The organism is Streptococcus mitis (genome assembly GCF_047465045.1).
In the GTDB taxonomy this organism is placed as follows: domain Bacteria; phylum Bacillota; class Bacilli; order Lactobacillales; family Streptococcaceae; genus Streptococcus; species Streptococcus mitis_DT.
The window spans coordinates 1-21044 of the sequence record NZ_JASHAR010000015.1; the positions used below are offsets into that span (position 1 = coordinate 1).

Consider the following 21044-nt stretch of genomic DNA (forward strand, 5'->3'; position numbering starts at 1 on the left):
ATATGAGCATAAACGTAAAGCTTCTCCATTTGGCGTTCCATCTCAAGAGAAAATTCAGTAATTTCGAGTAGGCTATCCGCACTATCCAAGAGATGGCCTTCATACTGGGCTACTGTCTCCAATTTTTCTGTTAAATCTTTTAAGGCTTCTTCCCAAGCCTGGTCAGTTAGGTAAATCGTTGATAGATCCCATGTATCTTTTTCATTTATTTCATGTCTTTGTAATACCATTAGATTCCTCCATCCTTTCTATTCTACCATATTTTTCAAGAAATATTGCTGATAAAAGGCTGGTGGATAGAGCTTTTGCCAATCATTTTGAGGATTTTCTTGATAATAGGTTTGAAAATACTGATAATAGCTGGTCAAATCTTGCTCAATCTGGAAAAATTTGCCCACTATTGGTCGAATTTGTGGATACCATTCTTTGAGCCCATAAGTCAGAAGATTTTCTCCCTTTTGATAGGCTTCTGCTTGTTCTTTCATCCAAAAGGGATTTTGATAAAACAGTTGTTGTCGGATATAGCGACAGATGGCCTTGTCCTGAGAAACTGTAAAATAAGAGATTTTTTGTTTCTTATAGGGGAAACGCAATATTTCCAATAAACTAGCTTGACCATAGGGAAATTCCTTGATTTGATAATGGAGTTTACCGCGGAGGTCTTGGTGAATCAGGTATTTGAGTCTTAAAACTTGTTTTTTCTTGTCTAATTCCCAAACATAAAAGCCCATATTTTGACTGAAATAGAGAAAACCTTGTTGCAGACGGGTTAAGCGGTCTTTGAGCCAAAGTTTTTGACCTAGCAACCACAGTACTGGGTAACCCTGACTACGATAGCCCTCACTACGATCTCTAAGAACTTTTTGAGGCAAGGGACTACACTGAACTTCTAGAGCTAGACTACCATTTACAAACACATCTGCAATCTGTTTAAGCTCTGGAAGGGGGTATTCTATTTGTACCTCTGCCTCTTTTTTCAACCAGTGATAGAGGGATTCCTTATTGGACAGGTGTTCTGGACTTTCATTTTCAAATGAAAAATCACAGTCTTTTAAAGATTTATGGGCAAAATGGGTCCGTACACTTGGTCCTTGACGCAAACGGAGCTGACCTCCACAAGCGGGGCAGGTATATGCTTGTTTCTCGAGCCTATCCTCTAACACATTTACCAACTGTCCCCTAGCATCTCTCGCAACAAACATGATTCCCTCCTTTTCTATATTATTCGTAAAAAAGAAAAAAGATCAGGAAAATTCCTAATCTTCATGTGTGTTTATTTGATTTTCTTAGCTAGCATGGTTGCAAAGCGTAGTTGAATGCGATTGCCATTCTCATCGCGACGGTGCAGATGACCCGGATTTTCATTGTACTTGACCAATTCCCAGTCCTTGTAATAGTCTGCCAATTCCCCTTCTTTAAAGGTGAATGGGAAGTTCACTGAGCAAGGATAATCCTCCGTATCCATGGCACAGACGATAAGATTGTAACCACCGACAGTGGTGTGCTCCTGCATGTTTCGGACAATAGCTGGAATGCGGTCCGCTTGTAGAAACATGAGAACAACTGTTGAAACGATAAAATCATATGCTTGCCCAATGCTGGCTGAATTGATATCGTAAAGACCAACAGGCATGTCCAGATCTTCCTGCTCCACAATGCTTTGCAAGATTTCAAGGGCCAGTTCATTTTGGTCCACAGCTGTCACATCAAATCCTTGCTGGGCCAAAAAGAGGGAATTACGGCCCTGACCACAACCCAAATCCAAGGCTTTACCCGGTTTCACTGTTTGCATAGCTTCCAGAACTTCTGAATGAACAGGATTGGTATTGTATTTCTTAGGGAAATAATCCTCAGGTTTACAATAAAATTCCAAGTACCATTCTACATCATCTGTGGCAGCCTCCACTCGGTGCCAGGCTTGCGGTTGCGCCATTGGATTGTCTGCTCCTGCTTCAAAGAGATGTTCAGCTAGAACTTCTCCTTCTTCGGTCAATTCAATAAACTTGAGAGCTCCTTTTACAACTGTGATCTTACCCCAAGTTCCGACCTTGGTATTGTGCTTTTGCTGAACCGCCTCTGGCATAGTCTCTTTAGTCCACAGTGGCATGCGTTTGTAGGCAACTAGTTTTTCCATTTTCATTCCTCTTTTTATCTTATCGCTGGTTGACAGCTTTCATAACACGCGCGATGTCGCGATTTTGCTCCCGTCGCTTGATAGACTCCCGTTTGTCATAGTCATGCTTTCCTTTAGCAAGTCCTAAAAGGAGCTTGGCATAGCCATCTTTGATATAGACCTTAAGGGGAACAAGGGTCATTCCTGTCCCTTTGGTCTCTTGTTCCAACTTTTGTATTTGCTTCTTATGGAGCAGGAGTTTGCGACGGCGTTCTGGTTCTTGGTTCCAGATATTGCCCTCTTCGTAAGGAGCGATATGAACATTGCTCAACCAAACTTCCCCATTTTTTACTTGGGCAAATCCATCCTTGAGATTGATTCGAGCAGCTCGCACACTCTTGATTTCAGTTCCAGTCAGGACCATTCCTGCCTCTAGCGTATCTACGATTGTATAGTCGTGGCGCGCCTTTTTATTTTGTTCGACGACCTTTCCCTCGCCCTTTGCCATGCTTGGCTCCTTTCTTAGCTACTTCCTTGTAAAAAGGCTTCTTACCTTTTTTCTTATCTTTTGACGAATGCTTGCGCTTATCATTTGAGCGTCCTGATTTTCTCTTATCTTCCTTCTTATCTGAACGACGACTTGAACCGCGCCCTCTGTCACTGCGACTAGACTGTTTCAAGCCTTTTTCAATCACATCAAATTCACTTGGAATGTAAGAGAAATCAATCTCACCCGTCATCTTGTCAGCTCTTTCAACCCGAATGCGAATCTGCTGACCTACACGGAAGGTTGTTCCTGATTTTTCCCCACGAAGGGTCAAATCACGCTCATTGAAATGATAAAATTCAGGCAAATTGGTGATGTGAATCAAGCCTTCCACTGTGTTTGGCAATTCGACAAAGAGACCAAATTTGACAATGCTGGACACAACCGCATCGTACTCTTCGCCTACGTATTCTTCCATATACTCAGCCTTTTTCATGGCTTCGACTTCACGCTCAGCCTCGATAGCACGACGCTCACGGTTGGAAGACTGGGTCGCAATCTCTGGAATCACTTGCTCAAAATGCTCTGCTATTTCCTTAGAACGTCCGTAGTCCCGAATCATACGGTGAACAAGAAGGTCTGGATAACGGCGAATCGGACTGGTAAAGTGAGTGTAATAGTCAGCCGCTAGTCCATAGTGGCCGTGATTGTGCTCCGAATAGCGAGCCTGCTGCATAGAGCGCAGAAGCATCATGGACAATACATCTGCATAAGGTTCTCCCTCAACAGTACGCATGATGTCTTGAAGCGCCTCCTGGCTCATCTCACTAGCAGTCCCATAAATGCGCAAGCCAAAACTCGAAGCATAATCAATAAACTTCTGAACTTTTTCAGCCTTAGGCTCCTCGTGAATTCGATAGATGAAAGGTAGATCCAGCTTGCTAAAATGCTCAGCAACTGTTTCATTGGCCATCAACATAAAGGATTCAATCATGCGCTCGGCAACACCACGCTGACGAAGAACGATATCAACAGGCTTACCCTGTTTATCCACTAAAATCTTGGCTTCATTGGTATCGAAATTGAGGGCTCCACGTTTCACACGCATGTTTTCTAGAGTTTCATGGAGCTTAGCCATAAGTTCAAGACTTGGAACAATTTTATGATATTCTTGTCTCTTTTCCTCATCGCCTGCTAAGATGTCATTGACATCGCTATAGGTCATACGAAAACTGGTCTTGATAACTGTTTGTGTAATGGTGTAATTGACCACACGACCATTCTTATCAATCTCCATAATGGCAGACTGGGTCAGGCGATCAACTTGGGGATTGAGAGAGCAGATTCCATTTGACAGTCGTTCTGGAAGCATTGGAACCACACGGTCTGTCACATAAACAGAAGTCGCACGATTAAGGGCTTCCTTGTCAAGGGCAGAACCCTCGGTCACATAGTAGGAAACATCTGCGATGTGAACACCGAGCTCCAGATTTCCATTTTTCAAGGCCTTGATATGCACCGCATCGTCCAAGTCTTTGGCGTCAGCACCGTCAATGGTAAAGGTAATCTCATCTCTTAGATCCAGACGGCCTTCCATATCCTTTTGAGACGGAACATCAGGCACACTTTCTGCTTCCTTGACAACAGCCTCTGGAAATTCTGAGACAATGTCCATAGACTCCAAAACCTCAAGAACATCAATTCCGACATCCGTTGAATGCCCCACCACATCTAGAACACTCGCGACAAAGAAATCATGTTTCTTGCTTGGGTATTTGTCGATAAAGACCTTGAGAACTTCTGTTCCCTCCAGTTTAAGGGCTGGTTTTTTTACATAAATCGGTTGGCTGATTTTCTGATTTTTCGAACGGATGTAGCCAGCATACTTAGGTTTTTCCTGATCTAGAACGATTTGACCGACAACAGTTGTCAAACTGTGTTCTAGGATATCGATAATTTTGGCTTCCGCCGCTGTTCCCTTGTTACGATCAGCGACTTTCTTGATGACAACCTCAACAGTATCGCCATCAATAGCATAGTTGACATCGTTTTTACCTACAAAAAGGTCGTCCTCCTCGCCTTCTAGACTGACAAAACCAAAGCCATTTTTATGGGCATGAAAAATCCCCTTGAGAGTAATCTCATGTTTTTTCTTAACTTCTAAGGTCAGAGTACCATCTTCTTCAAAACGAATCTGGTGCTTTCTTTCCATTAAGGATAAGGTTTTAATCAACTCACGAAAATCCTTGGAACCGTCTTTTCCCAAAGCCTGAGCCAAGTCATTGACAGTTACCTTTCCCTTATCTTGCAAATATTCTTTTATTCTATCTTTCATATTTTCTTTCTAGATTTTTTAATTTTCTTTTACTGTAAAACCTTTTCAAACATCCTTTAAAAATAAAAAGAGGCAAAGACCTAGTCCTGCCCATTATTTTCTTATCTACTTGATAATACCGTCAATGCTAAGGCAATGGCTAGCCAGAAAAAGACTAAAATCCCTGTCAAACGCTGCATTACAGCTTCAAAACCGCGTGCTTTACTGCGTTCAAACAAATCACCTGAGCTGGCATCAAATACATTGCTGGATTGGTTTTTGGTTGGTTGCATGAAAATCGCAATCACAATCACAACAGATAATACTAATAAAATGGTTAATAATAGGTTATACATATCAAACTCCTTAAAATCCCTATTATTTTACCATAAAATCTACTTAGATTCAAGATGTAGGGTTACTTTTCTTTCCTTGGGACAATACTTTAAAACCTCAATCTTGTCTGGATGGGTTTTGGAATTTTTACTGGTTAGGTAATTGATACTGCCACAAGAGGAGCACTTGAGATTAATTTTTACTCGCACTAGATTTCCTTTACTTTTAATAATGTTCGAAATTGAAGAAGGTTAAAGAGACAACTAAAGGCAACACAAAGGCTTGTCGCATAAAAGACTGCATGGTAGCCAAATTGACCTGCTACTGCAGAACCTGCCATGGGACCAACGACACCTCCCAGATAAAAGAATACCTGATTGAAGGCAAATACCCTCGAAATACCAGCTTTGGGCGTCATCTTGCTGAGAAGGGCATTAACTCCGGGAATCAAGGCACCGGTTCCCAAGCCAAAGAGGAAACGATAGAGTCCTAGTTGAAGGGGGCTAGAGGCATTGGCACAGAGGAGATAGATGATGACTGAATAAAACTGGGCTACAATCAAGAGGCGATGGTTGCCAACCTTGTCACCTAGCTTTCCCATAACTCCTGCACTCATCATACTGGAAAAGCCCATACTGGATACAATCAAACCAGAGACAAAAAGAAGATTCTCTGTCTGGCCTAAGTCGCGCACATACAGAGCTAAGATAGGGCCGATTGATTGGGCTGAAAATTGGATGACAAAACTGGTCAGAAAGAGGTTGATCAAAAGATAGGGATATTTAACTGATGTAAATAATTCCTTTGTTGGGATGGACTTTTCCTTGGCTACTGGTTGAAAATCTTCCTTGATAAAGAAAATAGTCAAAACAGCAGCTAAAAATAGAAAACTACCAACCAGTAAGAAAACAGTACGAATACCAAATAATTCTGCGATAAAGCCGCCAATAAAAGGACCAGTTAGAGTACCTGCAACTACGACTGTAGACAAAGTACCTAAGGCAGAGCCTGATTTCTCCTTGGAAACCTGACTGGCTATCAAGGCCGTTGCATTAGGAACAAAACCCGCAAATACACCATTTAGTAAACGAAGAAAGATTAACCAATAAATATTTGGCACAAAGGCCAAGCCTCCCATAGTGATAGTCATGGCCAGACCAGCACGAATCATCATGGGTTTTCGACCATATTTATCAGCAAGAATCCCCCAGATAGGAGAAAAGAGCGCCGCCGAAATAGCAGAGACAGAAATAGCTAATCCTGCATAAAAAGCGACTTGCTCACTCCCTACACCTAGATTTTCCACGAAGATGGGCATAAAAGGCACAACCAAAGAAATACTGGCTCCAGTCAGAAAATTACCAAACCAGGCAATGCGCAGATTATCCTTCCAGTTAATCTCTGTCATCTTGCCTACCTCCCTCAAGCAGGGAGAACACCTGAGTAAGAAGCTGATCCTGATTGCCATTGTTGTTTAAAACATGGCTAGCCAAACCTTTCTTTTTTTCTAAAGACCACTGGGCTGCCAGACGAAACTCAGCTTCATCTTTGGACAAGTGGTCCCTTTTCATTAAGCGTTCTACTTGGACATCTCGATCCACATAGACCAACCACGTCTCATCAAACCAAGCGCTGTAGTCCTGCTCAAAAAGTAGGGGAATATCCATGAAGAAAATCTCTTCTGTCTGAGCCAACTGGTCTCTCAACGTAGCTAGTTCCTCACGGATAATCTTTCCTTGGATTTGCTTAGACCATTCTCGTTCTTCAGGATTTGAAAAGATAAGACTAGCTAGGAGAGGGCGATTAAGTTCTCCGTTTTCAAGGATGATTTCTTGCCCGAAGTGCTGGACTAGAGCCTCAAACAGACGACCACCAGGTTTCTGTAGTTGGTGAACGACTGCGTCGGCATCCACTACTTGAAAGCCTTGCTTTCTTAGAAAATTTGTCACGGTTGACTTACCGGAGGCAATTCCCCCAGTGATTCCAATGATTTTTCCCATCAGCCCCTCCTTTGGCACTGAGGACAAAAATGGGTGCCTCGTCCACCTAGTTGGATTTTCTCAATGATGATGCCACAACGTGAACATTCTTGACCAGCCTTGTCATAGACTTGATGAAAATCCTGCATGGTTCCATCTTCCCCAAAGGCATTGGTATAAGTCCGAATGGTGGAACCACCTTTTTCAACAGCCTGTCCCAAAACAGCAATGGTCTGGTCATGAATGGCAGTCGCTTCTTCTGCTGTCAAAGTCTGGGAAGGTCTAGCTGGATGAACCTGAGCTCGCCAGAGAACCTCATCCACATAGATATTGCCAAGTCCAGCTACCAAAGTCTGGTCTAAAAGATGGGATTTGATAGGCTTTTTAGATTTAGCTAGAGCTACTTGAAAGACCTGCACATCAAAGTCTTGTTCGCTTGGTTCAGGACCTAGTTTTTTAGAAATAAAGTAGGCGTCTAAAAGGTCAGGAGCCAAGAGTTCCATAGTACCAAACTTGCGAACATCCTCATAAACAAGCGTGCCACCATCTTCAAACTGAAAGAAAACATGGGCATGTTTGCGTTCAAGCACTTGGTTCGGATAGTAAAAATACTTGCCCTCCATCCGCAAATGGGAAATCAAGACCTTGTCTGTCAGGTAAAAAAGCAAATATTTTCCCCGACGTTCCATTGACTCAATAATCTGACCAGGCACTTCCTTTTGAAATTCGTCCAAGTCCGTTTTAATCATCTTGGGATAGCGAATTTCTATACTCGAAATCTTCTTACCCAAAATCAATTTTTCCAAGCCACGTCGAACGGTTTCAACCTCAGGTAATTCAGGCATAAGTCCTCCTTCTGTAAAAACAAGAAGCAGGCATGAGCCCACCTCTGCTTAGTATTCTTTTTCATTATAGCCAAAGTCAGCCAAATCTAGCTTTTTATCACGCCAGTTTTTCTTGACCTTGACCCATGTTTCTAGGAAGACCTTATCTCCTAGCATCAGTTCAATATCGCGACGGGCCATGCTACCGATTTTCTTAAGCATAGCGCCACCTTTACCGATGATAATCCCTTTTTGGCTATCTCGCTCGACCATGATGGTTGCACGGATATGAACCTTATCAGTCTCTTCATCTCGTTTCATAGAATCAACCACTACTGCGACAGAATGCGGAATCTCTTCACGAGTTAGGTGCAAGACTTTCTCGCGAACCATCTCTGAAACCAAGAAACGTTCTGGATGGTCTGTGATTTGGTCAGCTGGGAAATATTGGAAACCTTCGTCCAGATTTTCACTCAAAATATCCACTAAACGAGATACGTTATTTCCCTGAAGGGCTGAGATAGGGACAATCTCCTTAAATTCCATTTGGTTACGGAAATCATCAATCTGAGACAAAAGCTGGTCTGGGTGAACCTTATCGATCTTGTTCACCACCAAAATCACAGGAACCTTGGCAGTCTTGAGACGCTCGATAATCATGTCGTCCCCTTTACCACGCGCTTCATCAGCAGGTACCATGAAAAGAACTGTATCCACTTCACGAAGGGTACTGTAGGCAGACTCAACCATAAAATCTCCAAGAGCTGTTTTAGGCTTGTGAATCCCTGGTGTGTCGATAAAGACGATTTGTTCCTTATCAGTCGTGTAAATTCCCATGATTTTGTTGCGCGTTGTCTGCGCCTTGTCACTCATGATGGCAATCTTTTGCCCCATGACGTGGTTTAAAAAGGTTGACTTCCCAACATTGGGACGTCCTAAAATGGCTACAAAGCCTGATTTAAAAGTCATAATTTCCTCTTACTGTTTAAAATAATAAATCCCAGATTCGTGGGAGAAAAATCAATGCGCCTGTTAAGGCTGCGAAAAGAGAGACCACTAATACCGCACCAGCCGCCATATCCTTGGCATTTTTAGCCAGCATAGAAAAGTGATAGTGACTGGCCAAATCCACCACATTCTCGATAGCAGAATTGATAATTTCAAAGGCTACTACCAAAAAAATGCTCAATAGGAGAAAGAGCCATTCGATTCGTGACACCTGAAAAACAAAACCTGCGAGGATGACCACGAGAGCCGTCACCGCATGTTTTCGCATATTGCGTTCTTCCTTTATGGCAGTAAAAATTCCTGTAAGAGCAAATTCTAAACTGGATATCAGGTCACGATTTTTCCATTTTCGTTTATTGTCTTGTGAGTCCATAGGCTGTCAAAATTTCTTCTTGTAAACCGAACATCTCCGCTTCTTCTTCCGGAGTGTAGTGATCATAGCCGTTAATATGTAAAAAGCCGTGTACTGCCAAGAAGCCCATCTCACGCTCAAAGCTGTGGCCATATTCCTCAGCCTGCTCATGAGCCTTATCAATAGAGATGAACAATTCCCCAATATAGGCATCAAACTCAGACATCATCTCTGCTAATTCTGGATTTTCAAGCAAATCTTCTTCGTCAAAGGCAATTTCCAACTCTGGTTTATATTCAAGGCTGATGACATCTGTCGGACGGTCGGTGTCACGGTACTCCAGATTGAGTTCATGACTACGCTCATTGGTCACAAAGGTAACTGCCATCTCCTTGTCTTCTTTTCCTAATTTTTGGGCTGCAAATTCCAAAATCTCTTGGGTTTGTTGCAACATTTCTTTTGAAACTTGACCAGTTTCATCTACCATTTCAATATACATGTGCTTCTCGTTTCTCTTTACTTGGCTTTATTATACCACATTTCCATGATTTTATTCTACCTTTTTGATATAATACTATGGAATACAATCACAAGGAGAGAACGATGTCATTTGACGGATTTTTTTTACACCACATGGTTGAGGAATTGCGAAGAGAATTAGTGAATGGTCGCATTCAGAAAATCAATCAACCTTTTGAACAAGAGTTGGTCTTGCAAATCCGTAGCAATCGCCAAAGTCATCGCCTGCTCCTTTCTGCCCATCCAGTTTTTGGACGCATTCAGCTGACCCAAACAACTTTTGAAAACCCAGCCCAGCCTTCTACCTTTATCATGGTTTTAAGAAAATATTTGCAGGGTGCCCTGATTGAGTCGATTGAGCAAGTGGAAAATGACCGTATTGTGGAAATTACGGTTTCTAATAAAAACGAGATTGGGGACCATATTCAGGCTACCTTGATTATCGAAATTATGGGGAAACACAGTAATATTCTACTGGTCGATAAAAGCAGTCATAAAATCCTCGAAGTTATCAAACATGTTGGCTTTTCACAAAATAGCTACCGCACCTTGCTTCCTGGATCGACCTATATCGCTCCGCCAAGTACGGAAGCTCTCAATCCTTTTACAATCAAGGACGAGAAACTTTTTGAAATCCTGCAAACACAGGAAACGACAGCTAAAAATCTTCAAAGCCTCTTTCAAGGTCTGGGACGCGATACGGCAAATGAATTGGAAAGGATACTGGTTAGTGAAAAACTTTCCACTTTCCGAAACTTTTTCAATCAAGAAACCAAGCCATGCTTGACTGAGACTTCCTTCAGCCCAGTTCCTTTTGCAAATCAGGTGGGAGAGCCTTTTGCCAGTCTTTCTGATTTGTTGGACACCTACTATAAGGATAAGGCTGAGCGCGACCGCGTAAAACAGCAAGCCAGTGAACTGATTCGTCGTGTTGAAAATGAACTTCAAAAAAATCGTCATAAGCTTAAAAAACAAGAAAAAGAGTTACTGGCGACAGACAACGCTGAAGAATTTCGTCAAAAGGGGGAATTACTGACAACCTTCCTCCATCAAGTTCCTAATGACCAAGATCAGGTTATCCTAGACAACTACTATACTAATCAACCTATCACAATTGCGCTTGATAAGGCCTTGACTCCCAACCAGAATGCCCAACGCTATTTTAAACGGTATCAGAAACTCAAAGAAGCTGTCAAATACTTGACTGAGCTGATTGAGGAAACCAAGGCAACCATTCTCTATCTGGAAAGTGTAGAAACCGTCCTCAACCAAGCTGGACTAGAAGAAATCGCTGAAATCCGTGAAGAATTGATCCAAACAGGTTTTATCCGCAGAAGACAACGGGAGAAAATCCAGAAACGCAAAAAACCAGAACAATATCTAGCAAGCGATGGCAAAACCATCATCTATGTCGGTCGCAATAACCTGCAAAATGAGGAGCTAACCTTTAAAATGGCCCGCAAGGAGGAACTTTGGTTCCATGCCAAGGACATTCCTGGAAGCCATGTTGTCATCTCAGGCAATCTTGACCCATCCGATGAAGTCAAGACAGACGCGGCAGAACTAGCCGCCTACTTCTCTCAAGGTCGCCTGTCAAATCTGGTGCAGGTAGATATGATTGAAGTCAAGAAACTCAACAAACCAACTGGCGGAAAACCAGGCTTTGTCACTTACACAGGACAAAAGACCCTCCGTGTCACACCAGACCCAGAAAAAATCGCATCCATGAAAAAATCCTGATTTTACTTGAAATCAGGATTTTCTTTTACATTTTACTCTGCAATCAAGGTTTCCAAACCAACCTTCATCATATCTGTGAAGGTATTTTGGCGTTCTTCTGCAGTTGTGTCCTCATCTGGATTGACTAAACTATCAGAGATAGTCATGATAGCAAGGGCGTCAACATGATGTTGGGCTGCCAAATAGTAGAGAGCTGCCGCTTCCATTTCCACAGCCTTGACTCCCCATTTACCAAGCTCGATATTCTTTTCAAAGTAGTTTGAGTAAAAGACATCAGATGACAAAACGTTCCCAACGTGGGTTGTCATACCAAGTTCTTTAGCAATATGGTATGCCTTATCAAGCAAATCAAAGCTAGCGATTTGTGGGAAATCATACTGTGGCCAGTCATTACGGACAATGTTTGAGTTGGTTGCAGCTGCCTGCGCCAAAACCAATTCACGAACATGAACATCTTCATTCAAAGAACCTGCAGTTCCCACACGGATCAATTTCTTCACACCGTAGTCAACAATTAACTCACGCGCATAAATCGAAATAGATGGCATTCCCATCCCAGTTCCCATGACAGATACACGATAGCCCTTGTAAGTACCAGTGTAACCAAACATGTTACGCACTTCGTTAAAACAAACAGCATCTTCAAGGAAATTCTCCGCAATAAACTTAGCACGAAGAGGATCCCCAGGAAGAAGAATTTTATCAGCAATTTCACCCTGCTGAGCAGCAATATGGATAGACATAATTTATGATACAAAGAGCGACAAGAAAACGACTGAAAATTAGGAATCTGACGAGAAATCCTGATTTCTCAGTCAGATTATCTATTTTCCGAGTTTTCCGCTCGTGTTCAAATTAGAACACCTCACTCTACCTTTCTTTTTTTATATTCAGGATAGCGACAGAGAACAAAGTAAAAATAGGAAACTGACGAAGCATCTCAGATGCTAGACAGTTTATCTTTTTTACACAGTTCTCCGCCTGTATTCAGTTCAATGAATACAGTTAACCCATCCTTTCTTTTATTGTTATGAAAAGTTTTCCACTTATGTCCAAATTAGAACACACGCTCTACTTTTCTTTCTCATTTTTATTTTATAGCTAGGAACAATCGTATTCAATCATAACTCCGATAAGCCTACTTCTTTTTTATTTCAAACAGTTATTGATAAATTGACAATAGTTTTTAATCTTTTAAGATAAATCTTTGATTAGAAGAAACGGTCGTTCTCTATCTTATTACTTTATTCTTTGACTTCTGACACAGTATGCTAGCCCAAGGAAAGCGGTCTAACATTTTTGCAAATTCATAGGCTAAAACAGCTGTTACTAAGAGATACGGAAGAGAATCCAAAGCTAGCCCAGTGAAACCGATTACTAATCCGGTTGCAGAAATGGGCGCCCTCAAGGTCACAGACAAAAAGCAAACCGATCCCAAAAGTAAAACGGTTGGCTGACTGTCCAAACCTAGAATCATTCCCAAGAGAGCAGCTCCAGCCATCCCCAAAGCAAAAGATGGCGTAAGAGTACCACCATAGGCCCCTGCCCAAAGGATAATAAGAACTACCACTGCTTTTAGGAAAAACATGAGAAGCACTGTTTGACCACTGCTACCATTTAAAATTTCCTGAGCCATCATGCGTCCATTGCCAAGTAAATGTGGAAAGGAACTTGCAAGACCAACAAGAAAAAGAAAAGCTGAGGGCAATGTGAGAAGTATTCGTTTATCTTTTATTCTGTTTGAAGACGCTGCCTTACTTAAGCGACCAAAAAGCCAAGCTAGTGGGGTTAAGAAAAGAAGTAATAAGGGAATAATCCATATTTCCTTTAATGACCATGTTATCGCTGGAATCTGGTAGAGAGCCTGATCTGAAATAACCAAGCCTGCTATATGGGTTGAGACATAGGTAGTCAAACCGACTAAGACAAATCGTTTAATAGATAGAGCAATTCCTAGGGTTTCAAAAACAAAGAAGACACTTGTTAATGGAACCTGATAAACAGCCGCTAAACCAGCACCAGCACCACAAGCAAGGAGAAAGATTTGATCCTTCTTAGAGAGAAAACATATTTTTACAATTTGTCCTGCAAATAGAGTTCCAATCTCTCGTGGCGCAGCTTCTTTGCCAATAGGCGCTCCCCCGCCAACTGCAATAATCTGCCAAATTGAATGAAATAGCTGTCTTAAAAAATGAAGCTTGTATTGTGAAGTCTCATCCTTCATCTGTGCTTTTATGGAAAAAATCTGTGATTTTTTTTGTAAGAAATACCAGACCAGAGACGAGCTAAGACCCACGATTATTAAACTTAATCCTATCCGTAACGAGGAAACTCCATCTGTCAAAAATCCACTATGATTCTCTGATTGACCAAAAGCTAGACTCTCTACTATCTCTAAAAGATAATGGAGAAAAATACCAGATAAACCCGAAACTATTCCTTGTAGAATTACTGCTAGGAATAATCTAAAATTATAAGGAATCTTTCGAAAAAATCTCCTCAAGTCCTTTAACATGATTACAATTCTGCAAGAATCGCTTTCAGCAAGCCTTTGAAGTCACCTTTGACACGTTCAGTCACTTCCACAACTTCCTCGTGGTTGAGTTCTTCTTGGAAACCAGCGGCAAAGTTAGTAATACATGAAATTCCTAGAACTTTCAAGCCAGAGTGGGCTGCCACAATCACTTCAGGAACAGTAGACATACCAACTGCATCCGCTCCCAATGTCTTATAGGCACGAATTTCTGCTGGTGTTTCATAAGTTGGACCAGTTACACCGATATAGACACCTTCATCAAGCTTGATACCAAGTTTTTTAGCCACTTCATGGGCAGTAGCACGATATTCTGGAGTGTAGGCTTTAGACATATCTGGGAAACGTGGACCAAAGTCATCCAAGTTCTCACCCATCAATGGGTTTTGCCCCGTCATGTTGATATGGTCAGAGATAGCCATCAAGGTACCCGGACCATATCCGATACCACCAGCTGCATTGGTTACAATGACACCTTCACATCCGAGAACTTTCATGACACGAACTGGGAAAGTCACGACTTCCAGAGGATTGCCTTCGTAGAAATGAAAGCGACCTTGAAGAGCCAAGACCTTGCGCCCTGCCAGTTCACCATATACCAATTTACCAGCGTGACCAACTACTGTTGAACGACCCCAGTTTGGAATATCAGCATAGTCTACTACAACTGGATTTTCGATTTCTTCTGCCAATTCTCCAAGGCCTGATCCAAGGATTAAACCAAACTCAGGCGCTTGGATTCCCTTTTCTTTCAGGAAAGCAGCTGTTTCATTGATTTTATCTAAAAATGTCATTGTATGTCTCCTTTATTATTTTTTAGCATTTGACCGATTTTGTCAAAGGTTTTGGCATTGCGAATGGTAATATAGCGATAGAAAGGCATCTTGAGTAGGTGCTTGTGATAGGCAGTTGCATAGTAGGATTCTTCAGAAAATTTCCCCCAGAAAATCCCATGTCTTCCAAAATGAACCACTTCATCTTTCAGTTCCAAACTTTCAACTTTCTCGATGACTTGATCCACATTCAAGCTCTCCGTGTAGAAGAGCACATCTTTTCGAGCTAGGTCTTTGGTCCACCAATCTGGCAGATTATTCAGCTCTTCTTCATAATCTTCCTGACTCAGCAAAGAAAAGCTCTGAATAAATAGATAATGGACTTCAAAGAAAGCCTTTATCTTTTCAATCAACCGGGCTTTAGGGATTGTCGAAGTAAAGAAGATATTGCCACTGTTGATGTAGGTCTCAACTTTTTCCAGTCCCAACTCTGTCAGTTCTTGACGAAGTTGCGCCATGACGACCTTATTCTTGCCACCAACATTGATACCTCTCACCAGCAAAGCATAGCGCGTCATCTTATACCAATTTATCTAAGAAACTTTCCCCAATCATGGCAGTTTCTACACCAAAGTTATCGGCAACAGTCGCTGAGATATCTGCAAAATGTCCGACTGGAATAACACCATTTCCTTTAAAGGCAGGGCTGTAGGCCAACAATGGAATATATTCACGAGTGTGGTCTGTTCCTGCGTAAGTTGGGTCATTTCCATGGTCCGCAGTAATCAAGAGAAGATCATTCTCTCTCATAGCTGCGATAATTTCAGGTAAGTGTTCATCAAACTCATGCAAGCAATCACGGTAACCGTGAGCATTGCGTCGATGACCGTAAAGGGCATCAAAGTCAACCAAGTTTGTGAAAGAGAATCCTTTTTCAAACTCAGCAAGGCCCATGGTCTTCAATAGTGTATCAATTCCGTGGCTGTTTGACTTGTTGTGACCCATGTCATGATTAATACCAGCACCGTTAAAGATATCGTTGATTTTACCAACAGCGTAAGTATCGATACCAGCTTCGTTCAATTTATCCAATACAGTCGGTGCAAATGGAGATACGGCCAAGTCACGACGGTTAGCTGTACGGGTGAAGTTTCCTAGCTCACCAACATATGGACGAGCAATGATACGACCAAGGAGGGCAGGACGCTCAAGGGTAATCGAACGAGCATATTCACAGATACGGTACAATTCATCCAAAGGAATGATGTCTTCGTGGGCAGCAATCTGCAAAACAGGGTCAGCTGAGGTATAGATAATCAACTCTCCAGTTTCCATCTGACGAGGTCCGAAATCATCGATAACAGCTGTACCTGAGTAAGGTTTGTTGGCCTCACGAATGACCTTGCGCCCTGAAAATTCTTCGATTTTTGTCAGAATTTCCTCTGGGAATCCGTTCCAGAAAGTATCGAAGGGCTCAGTAATGTTGAGTCCCATGATTTCCCAGTGTCCAGTCATAGTATCCTTACCAAGGGATACTTCTTCCAATTTTGTTGCATATCCTGTTGGATTGCTTTCAGCTGGAACAGTCTTCAGAGGAGTTTCGCGAGGAATATTTCCTAGACCGATTTTAGCCATGTTTGGCACATTCAAACCAACTGTTTTTGAAATGTGTCCCAGTGTGTCCGAAGCTCCGTCTGGAACCCCTGCATTGACAAAGTTATTGGCATCTGGTGCAGCACCGATTCCCACAGAATCCAGTACAACCAAGTGAATACGATTAAATTTTGACATACTGTATCTCCTTATTATTTTAGTTATCTTGTTTTTGTTGAAGTTAAAATCTGAACCCCGTCTCGTCCAGCAACGATTACCTTATCCACCATTTGGTTGAATAAGCCGTGCTCTACGACACCAACGATATGGTCCAATTCTTGCCCGAAAGTAATTGGATCTTCGATGACATCCAAGGCTAGGTCAATGATAAAGTTCTCCATATCGGTCACAAAACGTTGGCCGTCTTTTTCACGGAAACTCGGTTTGTAGCCAGCTCGCTCAAAACGACGGAAGACCTGTTCTGCACCATACTGGACCACTTCCACTGGCAATTTAAAAGCACCCAGTTTCTCGACTAGCTTGCTTTCATCAACAACCCAAATATATTCTTTTGAGGGCGTTGCCACAACCTTCTCCATGAGAAGGGCACCACCACCGCCTTTGATTCCATTAAACTGGCTATCCACTTCATCCGCCCCATCAACCGTCACATCAACCAAGTCTACTTGGTCAATAGACTTGAGCGGGATATTTAGCCCTTCAGCCTGTTTACTGGTCACGCTAGAAGTCGTTACAGCTGTAATTTGCAGTCCTTCTTCCTTGATACGACGACCGATTTCTTCTACGAAATAATAGGCAGTAGAACCAGTACCCAGTCCGACTACCATGCCATCATTGACAAACTCAGCAGCCTTGATACCTGCCATTTTTTTCAGATTTTCCACTCAAACACCTCCATTAAAGAGCTAACTTTATTATAACATGTATCACTTTTTATTTCATGGATACACTAGAAAAACCCGAACATTTTTATTTCGGGTTTTGATGTCCTATTTTACCATATCAGGATCGTAGTCATAAAATCCTGTATCAAGGAAACGGTTTTTAGGGTGTAACTTGCGAACTTCTTCATCTAGCAAGAAGGCTTGGTCATGGCTAAAGTTGCCCTCTTGGATCAAGCTACGCGCTTGGATAAAGAGTTTTGCAATTTCAACAAAGTTTTGACCAGGTGTATAGAGACCTTCTAATTTCCAGTGAGTGAAACCATGCTCAACCAATTCTGTCAATTTGGTCATCAAATCAAGATCATTATTGGCAAAGATGTGAGTACCATGATTGTCTTCAAAAATGGAATAGTGGCTTTCAGGATCACTTGGCTCTGCCAAGAAGAGGTCACGTTTACGCGTTTTTTCATCATCGATATGCGTAAAGTTATAGTAGTTTTGCAAGAGTGGACGTTTAGAATGGTGAATAACACTTGCACCGTAAACCAAAACTTCAGCAGGAATTTCCAAAATCTCTGGCATTTTGAAGAGTTCAGCTGATGGAATTTCACGCGCCAAAACAGCCTCAGATGCGCCAGCCTTTTGTCCCCAGAAGTTAATCTGGCGACTGCTAGTTACCATAGTCGAAGCATCGTAGATTGTCTTAAATGAATAACCATCGCGATTGACCACATAAAAGACACCTGCATCCCCAATCGTAATGTAGTCTGTCTTGATTTCTTCCAAGAAATCTAAGAAAGGCTTGATACGGTCCATCATATCTTGGTGCATGAGGGCGTTAACCGCAACGATCAATTCCTTACCAGTATCATGCACCAGATTAGCGATTTCACGCAATTCGTCATAACTAAAGGTCGTTGGCAGACGAAGGCCAAAATCTTTCTCACCGACATAGATCCGGTCTACGCCAGCTTCGAGCAGTTGTTCAACTTGTTCAATACTTTCAGCAGTTGCTGTAATGATAATCTTTTCCATAAGAAAAATTATACCACATTTCTGGAAAATCAGCTATGAATACTGGGAGTTTTACAAAAAGTCAGTCTTATTTTTAAATTTTGAAATTAAAAAGTGAACAGTATCCAACACCGTTCACTCTCTTTTTATGCATGTGTTTCTTCAACTAGGTGACCATCATTCATGACATAAATACGGTCAACCTTATCAAGAAGGCGTGTATCATGTGTAATCATGACAACTCCTCTACCTTGTTCGTGGGCAATGGCAGCCAACATCTCCGTTACTTGATAGGCCCGCTCTGTATCAAGACTAGCTGTTGGCTCATCTGCAAGAACGATGCTCGGATTGTTATAAAGCGCTCTAGCAATCGCAGCTCGTTGACGTTCTCCACCTGACAATGCCTTGGGATACTGATCTTGTACTTTTTCCAAATCCAACAAATCAAAGAGCTCTTTTCGATCACTTTTACTATTTTTTCCCTTATCTAGTCTGTCAATCAAATCCAGCTGTTCCTTGACCGTAAGAAATGGAATTAAGTTTGAAGCCTGAAGAATAAAGCCAAACTCTCTAAAACGGAGGTCTGTTTTCTCCTTCTCCGTCAAACTGCCTGTTTCCTTCCCCTTAACTAAAATCTTTCCACTCGATGCTTCCTGAAGTTGTCCTAGAGTCGTTAGAAAGGTTGTCTTTCCAGAACCTGAAGGCCCAACGATAGCTACGAACTCTCCCGCATTTAGATGAAAATTCGTCTCATGTAGAGCTATGACTTTCATCTTTCCTTCCCCGTAAGTTTTTGTCACTTGAGTCATTTCAATCAATGCTGTCATACTATTCTCCTTATCATTCTGCAATCGCAGTAATCGGGTCCACCTTTAGCAAGCGTGGAAGTGAAATGACACCACCTAGCATGGCCATCAAACAAATCACCAAGCTTAGGACAGAATAGGCTAACCAACTTGGGTAGAAAAAGAAGGTAGCTGGCAAGACTAAAATCACTCCTCCAACAGCCAGCAAGGCTAAAGCAATCCCCATACCAGCTAGGAAGAAGATTTGACAGAAAAGAGACCATACAATGGTTTTGATCTGTATTCCCTGAGCCCGCATTATTCCATAAAGTCCTAGTTTTTGTATCGTAATGATATAAACAAATATACCCACAATCAAGCCTGTGATAACAATCATAGCAAGAATCATCCCTGAAAATACATTAACCTGAGGTGTGTAACCAGGAATTTTCGATATCATTTTTGGAATAGAAATCTGTTTCAGTCCATCGCCAGCCACTTCTATATCATTTTTCAATACCAAGGCAGAGATGGATTTATTAGATTTTAAAGTTCCTTGTAAGGTCCAATAAGTTGTCAAACTCGTAAAGACAACTGGTTCAGTAAAAAACTTATTTCCTTTAGTCAGCCCTACAATCTTGTAACTTACTTCGCTTCCATTGAGCTGAATGGCATCACCCAACTTCATTCCATAGTTTTCAAAGGACTGATCAACGACCACCTCATCATCCCCTTCAGGATAACGGCCCTCCGTCAAACTAGGAGAGATAAAAGCGTCCCACTCTTGAGCAAAGATGGAAACATTGACCTTTTCACTATCATCGACTAGATTGGTCACAGCGAACATATAACCCAGTGGAGCTGCCTCTTTAGAACTCTTATCCTTGTAGTCCTTTTCAGGAATAAAGGATGCTGTCAAATTATCATTTGCGTAGTCAGATAAAACTACACCCGTCGCTTGCCAATTATCAATAGCTGCCCGGTTGTTTCGCACAAGACCAAGAGCTAGACTGGTTATAAAAAAGACCATAAAAGCGATAAGAAAAATGGTAGTTAGAATCAAACTATATCGAAGTTTGTTTTGTAATATTTCTTTGATAGCAAGATACATGCTTATCTCCTTTAACTTTTCCAAGAGGTATCGATTAGACACCCCACTACTATAAAAATAGGAGACAGAAAATCTGTCTCTGTATTCAAAACAAATCTCACTAATCAAATTAAATAAAATCAAGAAAATAAGGAAAGAAATTTTCGTAAAAAAGAATCATTTGGTAGCTCTATTTCCTTGCTAATATAAGCAATTATGAATATTAATAAGTATTTGGTGTCCATCCATCCTATCATTTTCACATTATGGTGTCAAGAAAAGTGATTTTGAAAAAGGACTTTATTCTTTTTGTAACCTTTCTGTAATAATTCTCTGCTGAAAAAATGATAAAATAGGTATGTACTGTTAAGGAGAGAATAATGCCCGTAAGAAAATTACAATCCTATGAGGTAGACTATCAAGAAGAATTAAGCCAACAGGTTCCTCGCTATCAAGATTATACACCTGAAGCGCAATCTGATGCCAATCTCAAGGAAATCCTATTTTTTGTTAATATCGCTGTTTTTTGTATCTGTATTGCTATCTTTAGTTTTATCTTTTTAGCATTAAAATTATCAACTGCTCTTGCCTTTGCCGCAGCAATCGGATCTAGCTTACTTGTTTTAAAAGTTCAACGGTCTATTATCAAACGAAAACGTAGAAGATAAATCCAAAATAT

General features: G+C 41.5%; 23 protein-coding genes and 1 pseudogene. 2 read left to right on the plus strand and 22 right to left on the minus strand.

The window, feature by feature from the left end; genetic code table 11:
• From QM409_RS08015 to ybeY, 13 genes and pseudogenes are all read right to left on the minus strand, one after another.
• Positions 1-230: pseudogene (locus QM409_RS08015) on the minus strand (oligoendopeptidase F); the annotation flags it as partial.
• Between the two features lie 18 nt (positions 231-248).
• Complete coding sequence (locus QM409_RS08020; RefSeq protein ID WP_414305123.1) at positions 249-1202, minus strand: competence protein CoiA; 954 nt, start codon at positions 1200-1202, stop codon at positions 249-251.
• Positions 1203-1273: 71 nt separating this feature from the next.
• Entirely contained in the window at positions 1274-2134 is an 861-nt protein-coding gene (tehB, locus tag QM409_RS08025; protein ID WP_261015328.1) for an SAM-dependent methyltransferase TehB, read from the minus strand.
• A 19-nt stretch (positions 2135-2153) separates the two neighbouring features.
• Positions 2154-2621: an SsrA-binding protein SmpB gene (smpB, locus tag QM409_RS08030; RefSeq protein ID WP_261008770.1), complete on the minus strand. Its 468-nt coding sequence runs from the start codon at positions 2619-2621 to the stop codon at positions 2154-2156.
• Entirely contained in the window at positions 2584-4935 is a 2352-nt protein-coding gene (gene rnr / locus QM409_RS08035; RefSeq protein WP_414305124.1) for a ribonuclease R, read from the minus strand. The genes smpB and rnr overlap by 38 nt, the downstream gene beginning before the upstream one ends.
• A 101-nt stretch (positions 4936-5036) precedes the next feature.
• Positions 5037-5270: a preprotein translocase subunit SecG gene (gene secG, locus QM409_RS08040; protein ID WP_000282517.1), complete on the minus strand. Its 234-nt coding sequence runs from the start codon at positions 5268-5270 to the stop codon at positions 5037-5039.
• Between the two features lie 39 nt (positions 5271-5309).
• Positions 5310-5459: a 50S ribosomal protein L33 gene (gene rpmG, locus QM409_RS08045; RefSeq protein ID WP_001809104.1), complete on the minus strand. Its 150-nt coding sequence runs from the start codon at positions 5457-5459 to the stop codon at positions 5310-5312.
• Complete coding sequence (locus QM409_RS08050) at positions 5459-6658, minus strand: multidrug efflux MFS transporter (protein WP_125442772.1); 1200 nt, start codon at positions 6656-6658, stop codon at positions 5459-5461. Before QM409_RS08050 ends, rpmG begins: the two co-directional genes overlap by 1 nt.
• A complete protein-coding gene (coaE, locus tag QM409_RS08055; protein ID WP_125442773.1) occupies positions 6645-7250 on the minus strand; it encodes a dephospho-CoA kinase in 606 nt (201 codons plus the stop codon). The genes QM409_RS08050 and coaE overlap by 14 nt, the downstream gene beginning before the upstream one ends.
• Positions 7250-8074 (minus strand): DNA-formamidopyrimidine glycosylase, encoded by an 825-nt coding sequence (mutM, locus tag QM409_RS08060; protein WP_237446915.1) that lies wholly within the window; start codon positions 8072-8074, stop codon positions 7250-7252. The genes coaE and mutM overlap by 1 nt, the downstream gene beginning before the upstream one ends.
• 48 nt (positions 8075-8122) lie before the next feature.
• Complete coding sequence (gene era, locus QM409_RS08065; RefSeq protein ID WP_261028601.1) at positions 8123-9022, minus strand: GTPase Era; 900 nt, start codon at positions 9020-9022, stop codon at positions 8123-8125.
• Positions 9023-9038: 16 nt separating this feature from the next.
• On the minus strand, positions 9039-9434 hold the full coding sequence (locus tag QM409_RS08070) for a diacylglycerol kinase family protein (protein WP_000378166.1): 396 nt from the start codon (positions 9432-9434) through the stop codon (positions 9039-9041).
• Positions 9415-9912, minus strand: a complete 498-nt coding sequence (ybeY, locus tag QM409_RS08075) for an rRNA maturation RNase YbeY (protein WP_000275156.1) — start codon at positions 9910-9912, stop codon at positions 9415-9417. The genes QM409_RS08070 and ybeY overlap by 20 nt, the downstream gene beginning before the upstream one ends.
• Positions 9913-10016: 104 nt before the next feature.
• On the opposite strand from ybeY, the gene pavA reads away from it, so the two are divergent.
• Positions 10017-11672, plus strand: a complete 1656-nt coding sequence (gene pavA / locus QM409_RS08080) for an Rqc2 family fibronectin-binding protein PavA (RefSeq protein WP_000006744.1) — start codon at positions 10017-10019, stop codon at positions 11670-11672.
• A 32-nt stretch (positions 11673-11704) separates the two neighbouring features.
• Here pavA and deoD read toward each other — a convergent pair whose 3' ends face one another.
• From deoD to QM409_RS08125, 9 genes are all read right to left on the minus strand, one after another.
• On the minus strand, positions 11705-12415 hold the full coding sequence (deoD, locus tag QM409_RS08085; protein WP_414305125.1) for a purine-nucleoside phosphorylase: 711 nt from the start codon (positions 12413-12415) through the stop codon (positions 11705-11707).
• 488 nt (positions 12416-12903) lie between these two features.
• A complete protein-coding gene (locus QM409_RS08090) occupies positions 12904-14187 on the minus strand; it encodes a chloride channel protein (RefSeq protein ID WP_414305126.1) in 1284 nt (427 codons plus the stop codon).
• 2 nt (positions 14188-14189) lie between these two features.
• On the minus strand, positions 14190-14999 hold the full coding sequence (locus tag QM409_RS08095) for a purine-nucleoside phosphorylase (RefSeq protein ID WP_414305127.1): 810 nt from the start codon (positions 14997-14999) through the stop codon (positions 14190-14192).
• Entirely contained in the window at positions 14996-15556 is a 561-nt protein-coding gene (locus QM409_RS08100; protein WP_414305128.1) for a DUF1697 domain-containing protein, read from the minus strand. Before QM409_RS08100 ends, QM409_RS08095 begins: the two co-directional genes overlap by 4 nt.
• A gap of 1 nt (position 15557) precedes the next feature.
• Positions 15558-16769 carry a phosphopentomutase gene (locus QM409_RS08105; RefSeq protein ID WP_414305129.1) on the minus strand — a complete coding sequence of 404 codons (1212 nt, stop codon included), beginning with the start codon at positions 16767-16769 and terminating at the stop codon, positions 15558-15560.
• Between the two features lie 23 nt (positions 16770-16792).
• Positions 16793-17476, minus strand: coding sequence for a ribose-5-phosphate isomerase RpiA (gene rpiA / locus QM409_RS08110; protein WP_414305130.1), 684 nt, complete (start codon positions 17474-17476; stop codon positions 16793-16795).
• A gap of 105 nt (positions 17477-17581) precedes the next feature.
• Entirely contained in the window at positions 17582-18511 is a 930-nt protein-coding gene (locus QM409_RS08115; RefSeq protein ID WP_414305131.1) for a peptidase U32 family protein, read from the minus strand.
• A 125-nt stretch (positions 18512-18636) separates the two neighbouring features.
• A complete protein-coding gene (locus QM409_RS08120; RefSeq protein WP_045611369.1) occupies positions 18637-19317 on the minus strand; it encodes an ABC transporter ATP-binding protein in 681 nt (226 codons plus the stop codon).
• A 13-nt stretch (positions 19318-19330) separates the two neighbouring features.
• Positions 19331-20386 carry an ABC transporter permease gene (locus tag QM409_RS08125; RefSeq protein ID WP_414305132.1) on the minus strand — a complete coding sequence of 352 codons (1056 nt, stop codon included), beginning with the start codon at positions 20384-20386 and terminating at the stop codon, positions 19331-19333.
• 359 nt (positions 20387-20745) lie between these two features.
• Here QM409_RS08125 and QM409_RS08130 point away from each other — a divergent pair, with 359 nt between their 5' ends.
• Positions 20746-21033: a DUF3270 domain-containing protein gene (locus QM409_RS08130; protein ID WP_004256528.1), complete on the plus strand. Its 288-nt coding sequence runs from the start codon at positions 20746-20748 to the stop codon at positions 21031-21033.
• Positions 21034-21044 lie beyond the last annotated feature (11 nt).

Coding starts and splice junctions, on each gene's coding strand:
- QM409_RS08020 (WP_414305123.1), bottom strand. CDS start 1,202: ATGTTTGTTGCGAGAGATGCTAGGGGACAGTTGGTAAATGTGTTAGAG.
- tehB (WP_261015328.1), bottom strand. CDS start 2,134: ATGGAAAAACTAGTTGCCTACAAACGCATGCCACTGTGGACTAAAGAG.
- smpB (WP_261008770.1), bottom strand. CDS start 2,621: ATGGCAAAGGGCGAGGGAAAGGTCGTCGAACAAAATAAAAAGGCGCGC.
- rnr (WP_414305124.1), bottom strand. CDS start 4,935: ATGAAAGATAGAATAAAAGAATATTTGCAAGATAAGGGAAAGGTAACT.
- secG (WP_000282517.1), bottom strand. CDS start 5,270: ATGTATAACCTATTATTAACCATTTTATTAGTATTATCTGTTGTGATT.
- QM409_RS08050 (WP_125442772.1), bottom strand. CDS start 6,658: ATGACAGAGATTAACTGGAAGGATAATCTGCGCATTGCCTGGTTTGGT.
- coaE (WP_125442773.1), bottom strand. CDS start 7,250: ATGGGAAAAATCATTGGAATCACTGGGGGAATTGCCTCCGGTAAGTCA.
- mutM (WP_237446915.1), bottom strand. CDS start 8,074: ATGCCTGAATTACCTGAGGTTGAAACCGTTCGACGTGGCTTGGAAAAA.
- era (WP_261028601.1), bottom strand. CDS start 9,022: ATGACTTTTAAATCAGGCTTTGTAGCCATTTTAGGACGTCCCAATGTT.
- QM409_RS08070 (WP_000378166.1), bottom strand. CDS start 9,434: ATGGACTCACAAGACAATAAACGAAAATGGAAAAATCGTGACCTGATA.
- ybeY (WP_000275156.1), bottom strand. CDS start 9,912: ATGTATATTGAAATGGTAGATGAAACTGGTCAAGTTTCAAAAGAAATG.
- pavA (WP_000006744.1), top strand. CDS start 10,017: ATGTCATTTGACGGATTTTTTTTACACCACATGGTTGAGGAATTGCGA.
- deoD (WP_414305125.1), bottom strand. CDS start 12,415: ATGTCTATCCATATTGCTGCTCAGCAGGGTGAAATTGCTGATAAAATT.
- QM409_RS08090 (WP_414305126.1), bottom strand. CDS start 14,187: ATGTTAAAGGACTTGAGGAGATTTTTTCGAAAGATTCCTTATAATTTT.
- QM409_RS08095 (WP_414305127.1), bottom strand. CDS start 14,999: ATGACATTTTTAGATAAAATCAATGAAACAGCTGCTTTCCTGAAAGAA.
- QM409_RS08100 (WP_414305128.1), bottom strand. CDS start 15,556: ATGACGCGCTATGCTTTGCTGGTGAGAGGTATCAATGTTGGTGGCAAG.
- QM409_RS08105 (WP_414305129.1), bottom strand. CDS start 16,769: ATGTCAAAATTTAATCGTATTCACTTGGTTGTACTGGATTCTGTGGGA.
- QM409_RS08115 (WP_414305131.1), bottom strand. CDS start 18,511: ATGGAAAAGATTATCATTACAGCAACTGCTGAAAGTATTGAACAAGTT.
- QM409_RS08120 (WP_045611369.1), bottom strand. CDS start 19,317: ATGACAGCATTGATTGAAATGACTCAAGTGACAAAAACTTACGGGGAA.
- QM409_RS08125 (WP_414305132.1), bottom strand. CDS start 20,386: ATGTATCTTGCTATCAAAGAAATATTACAAAACAAACTTCGATATAGT.
- QM409_RS08130 (WP_004256528.1), top strand. CDS start 20,746: ATGCCCGTAAGAAAATTACAATCCTATGAGGTAGACTATCAAGAAGAA.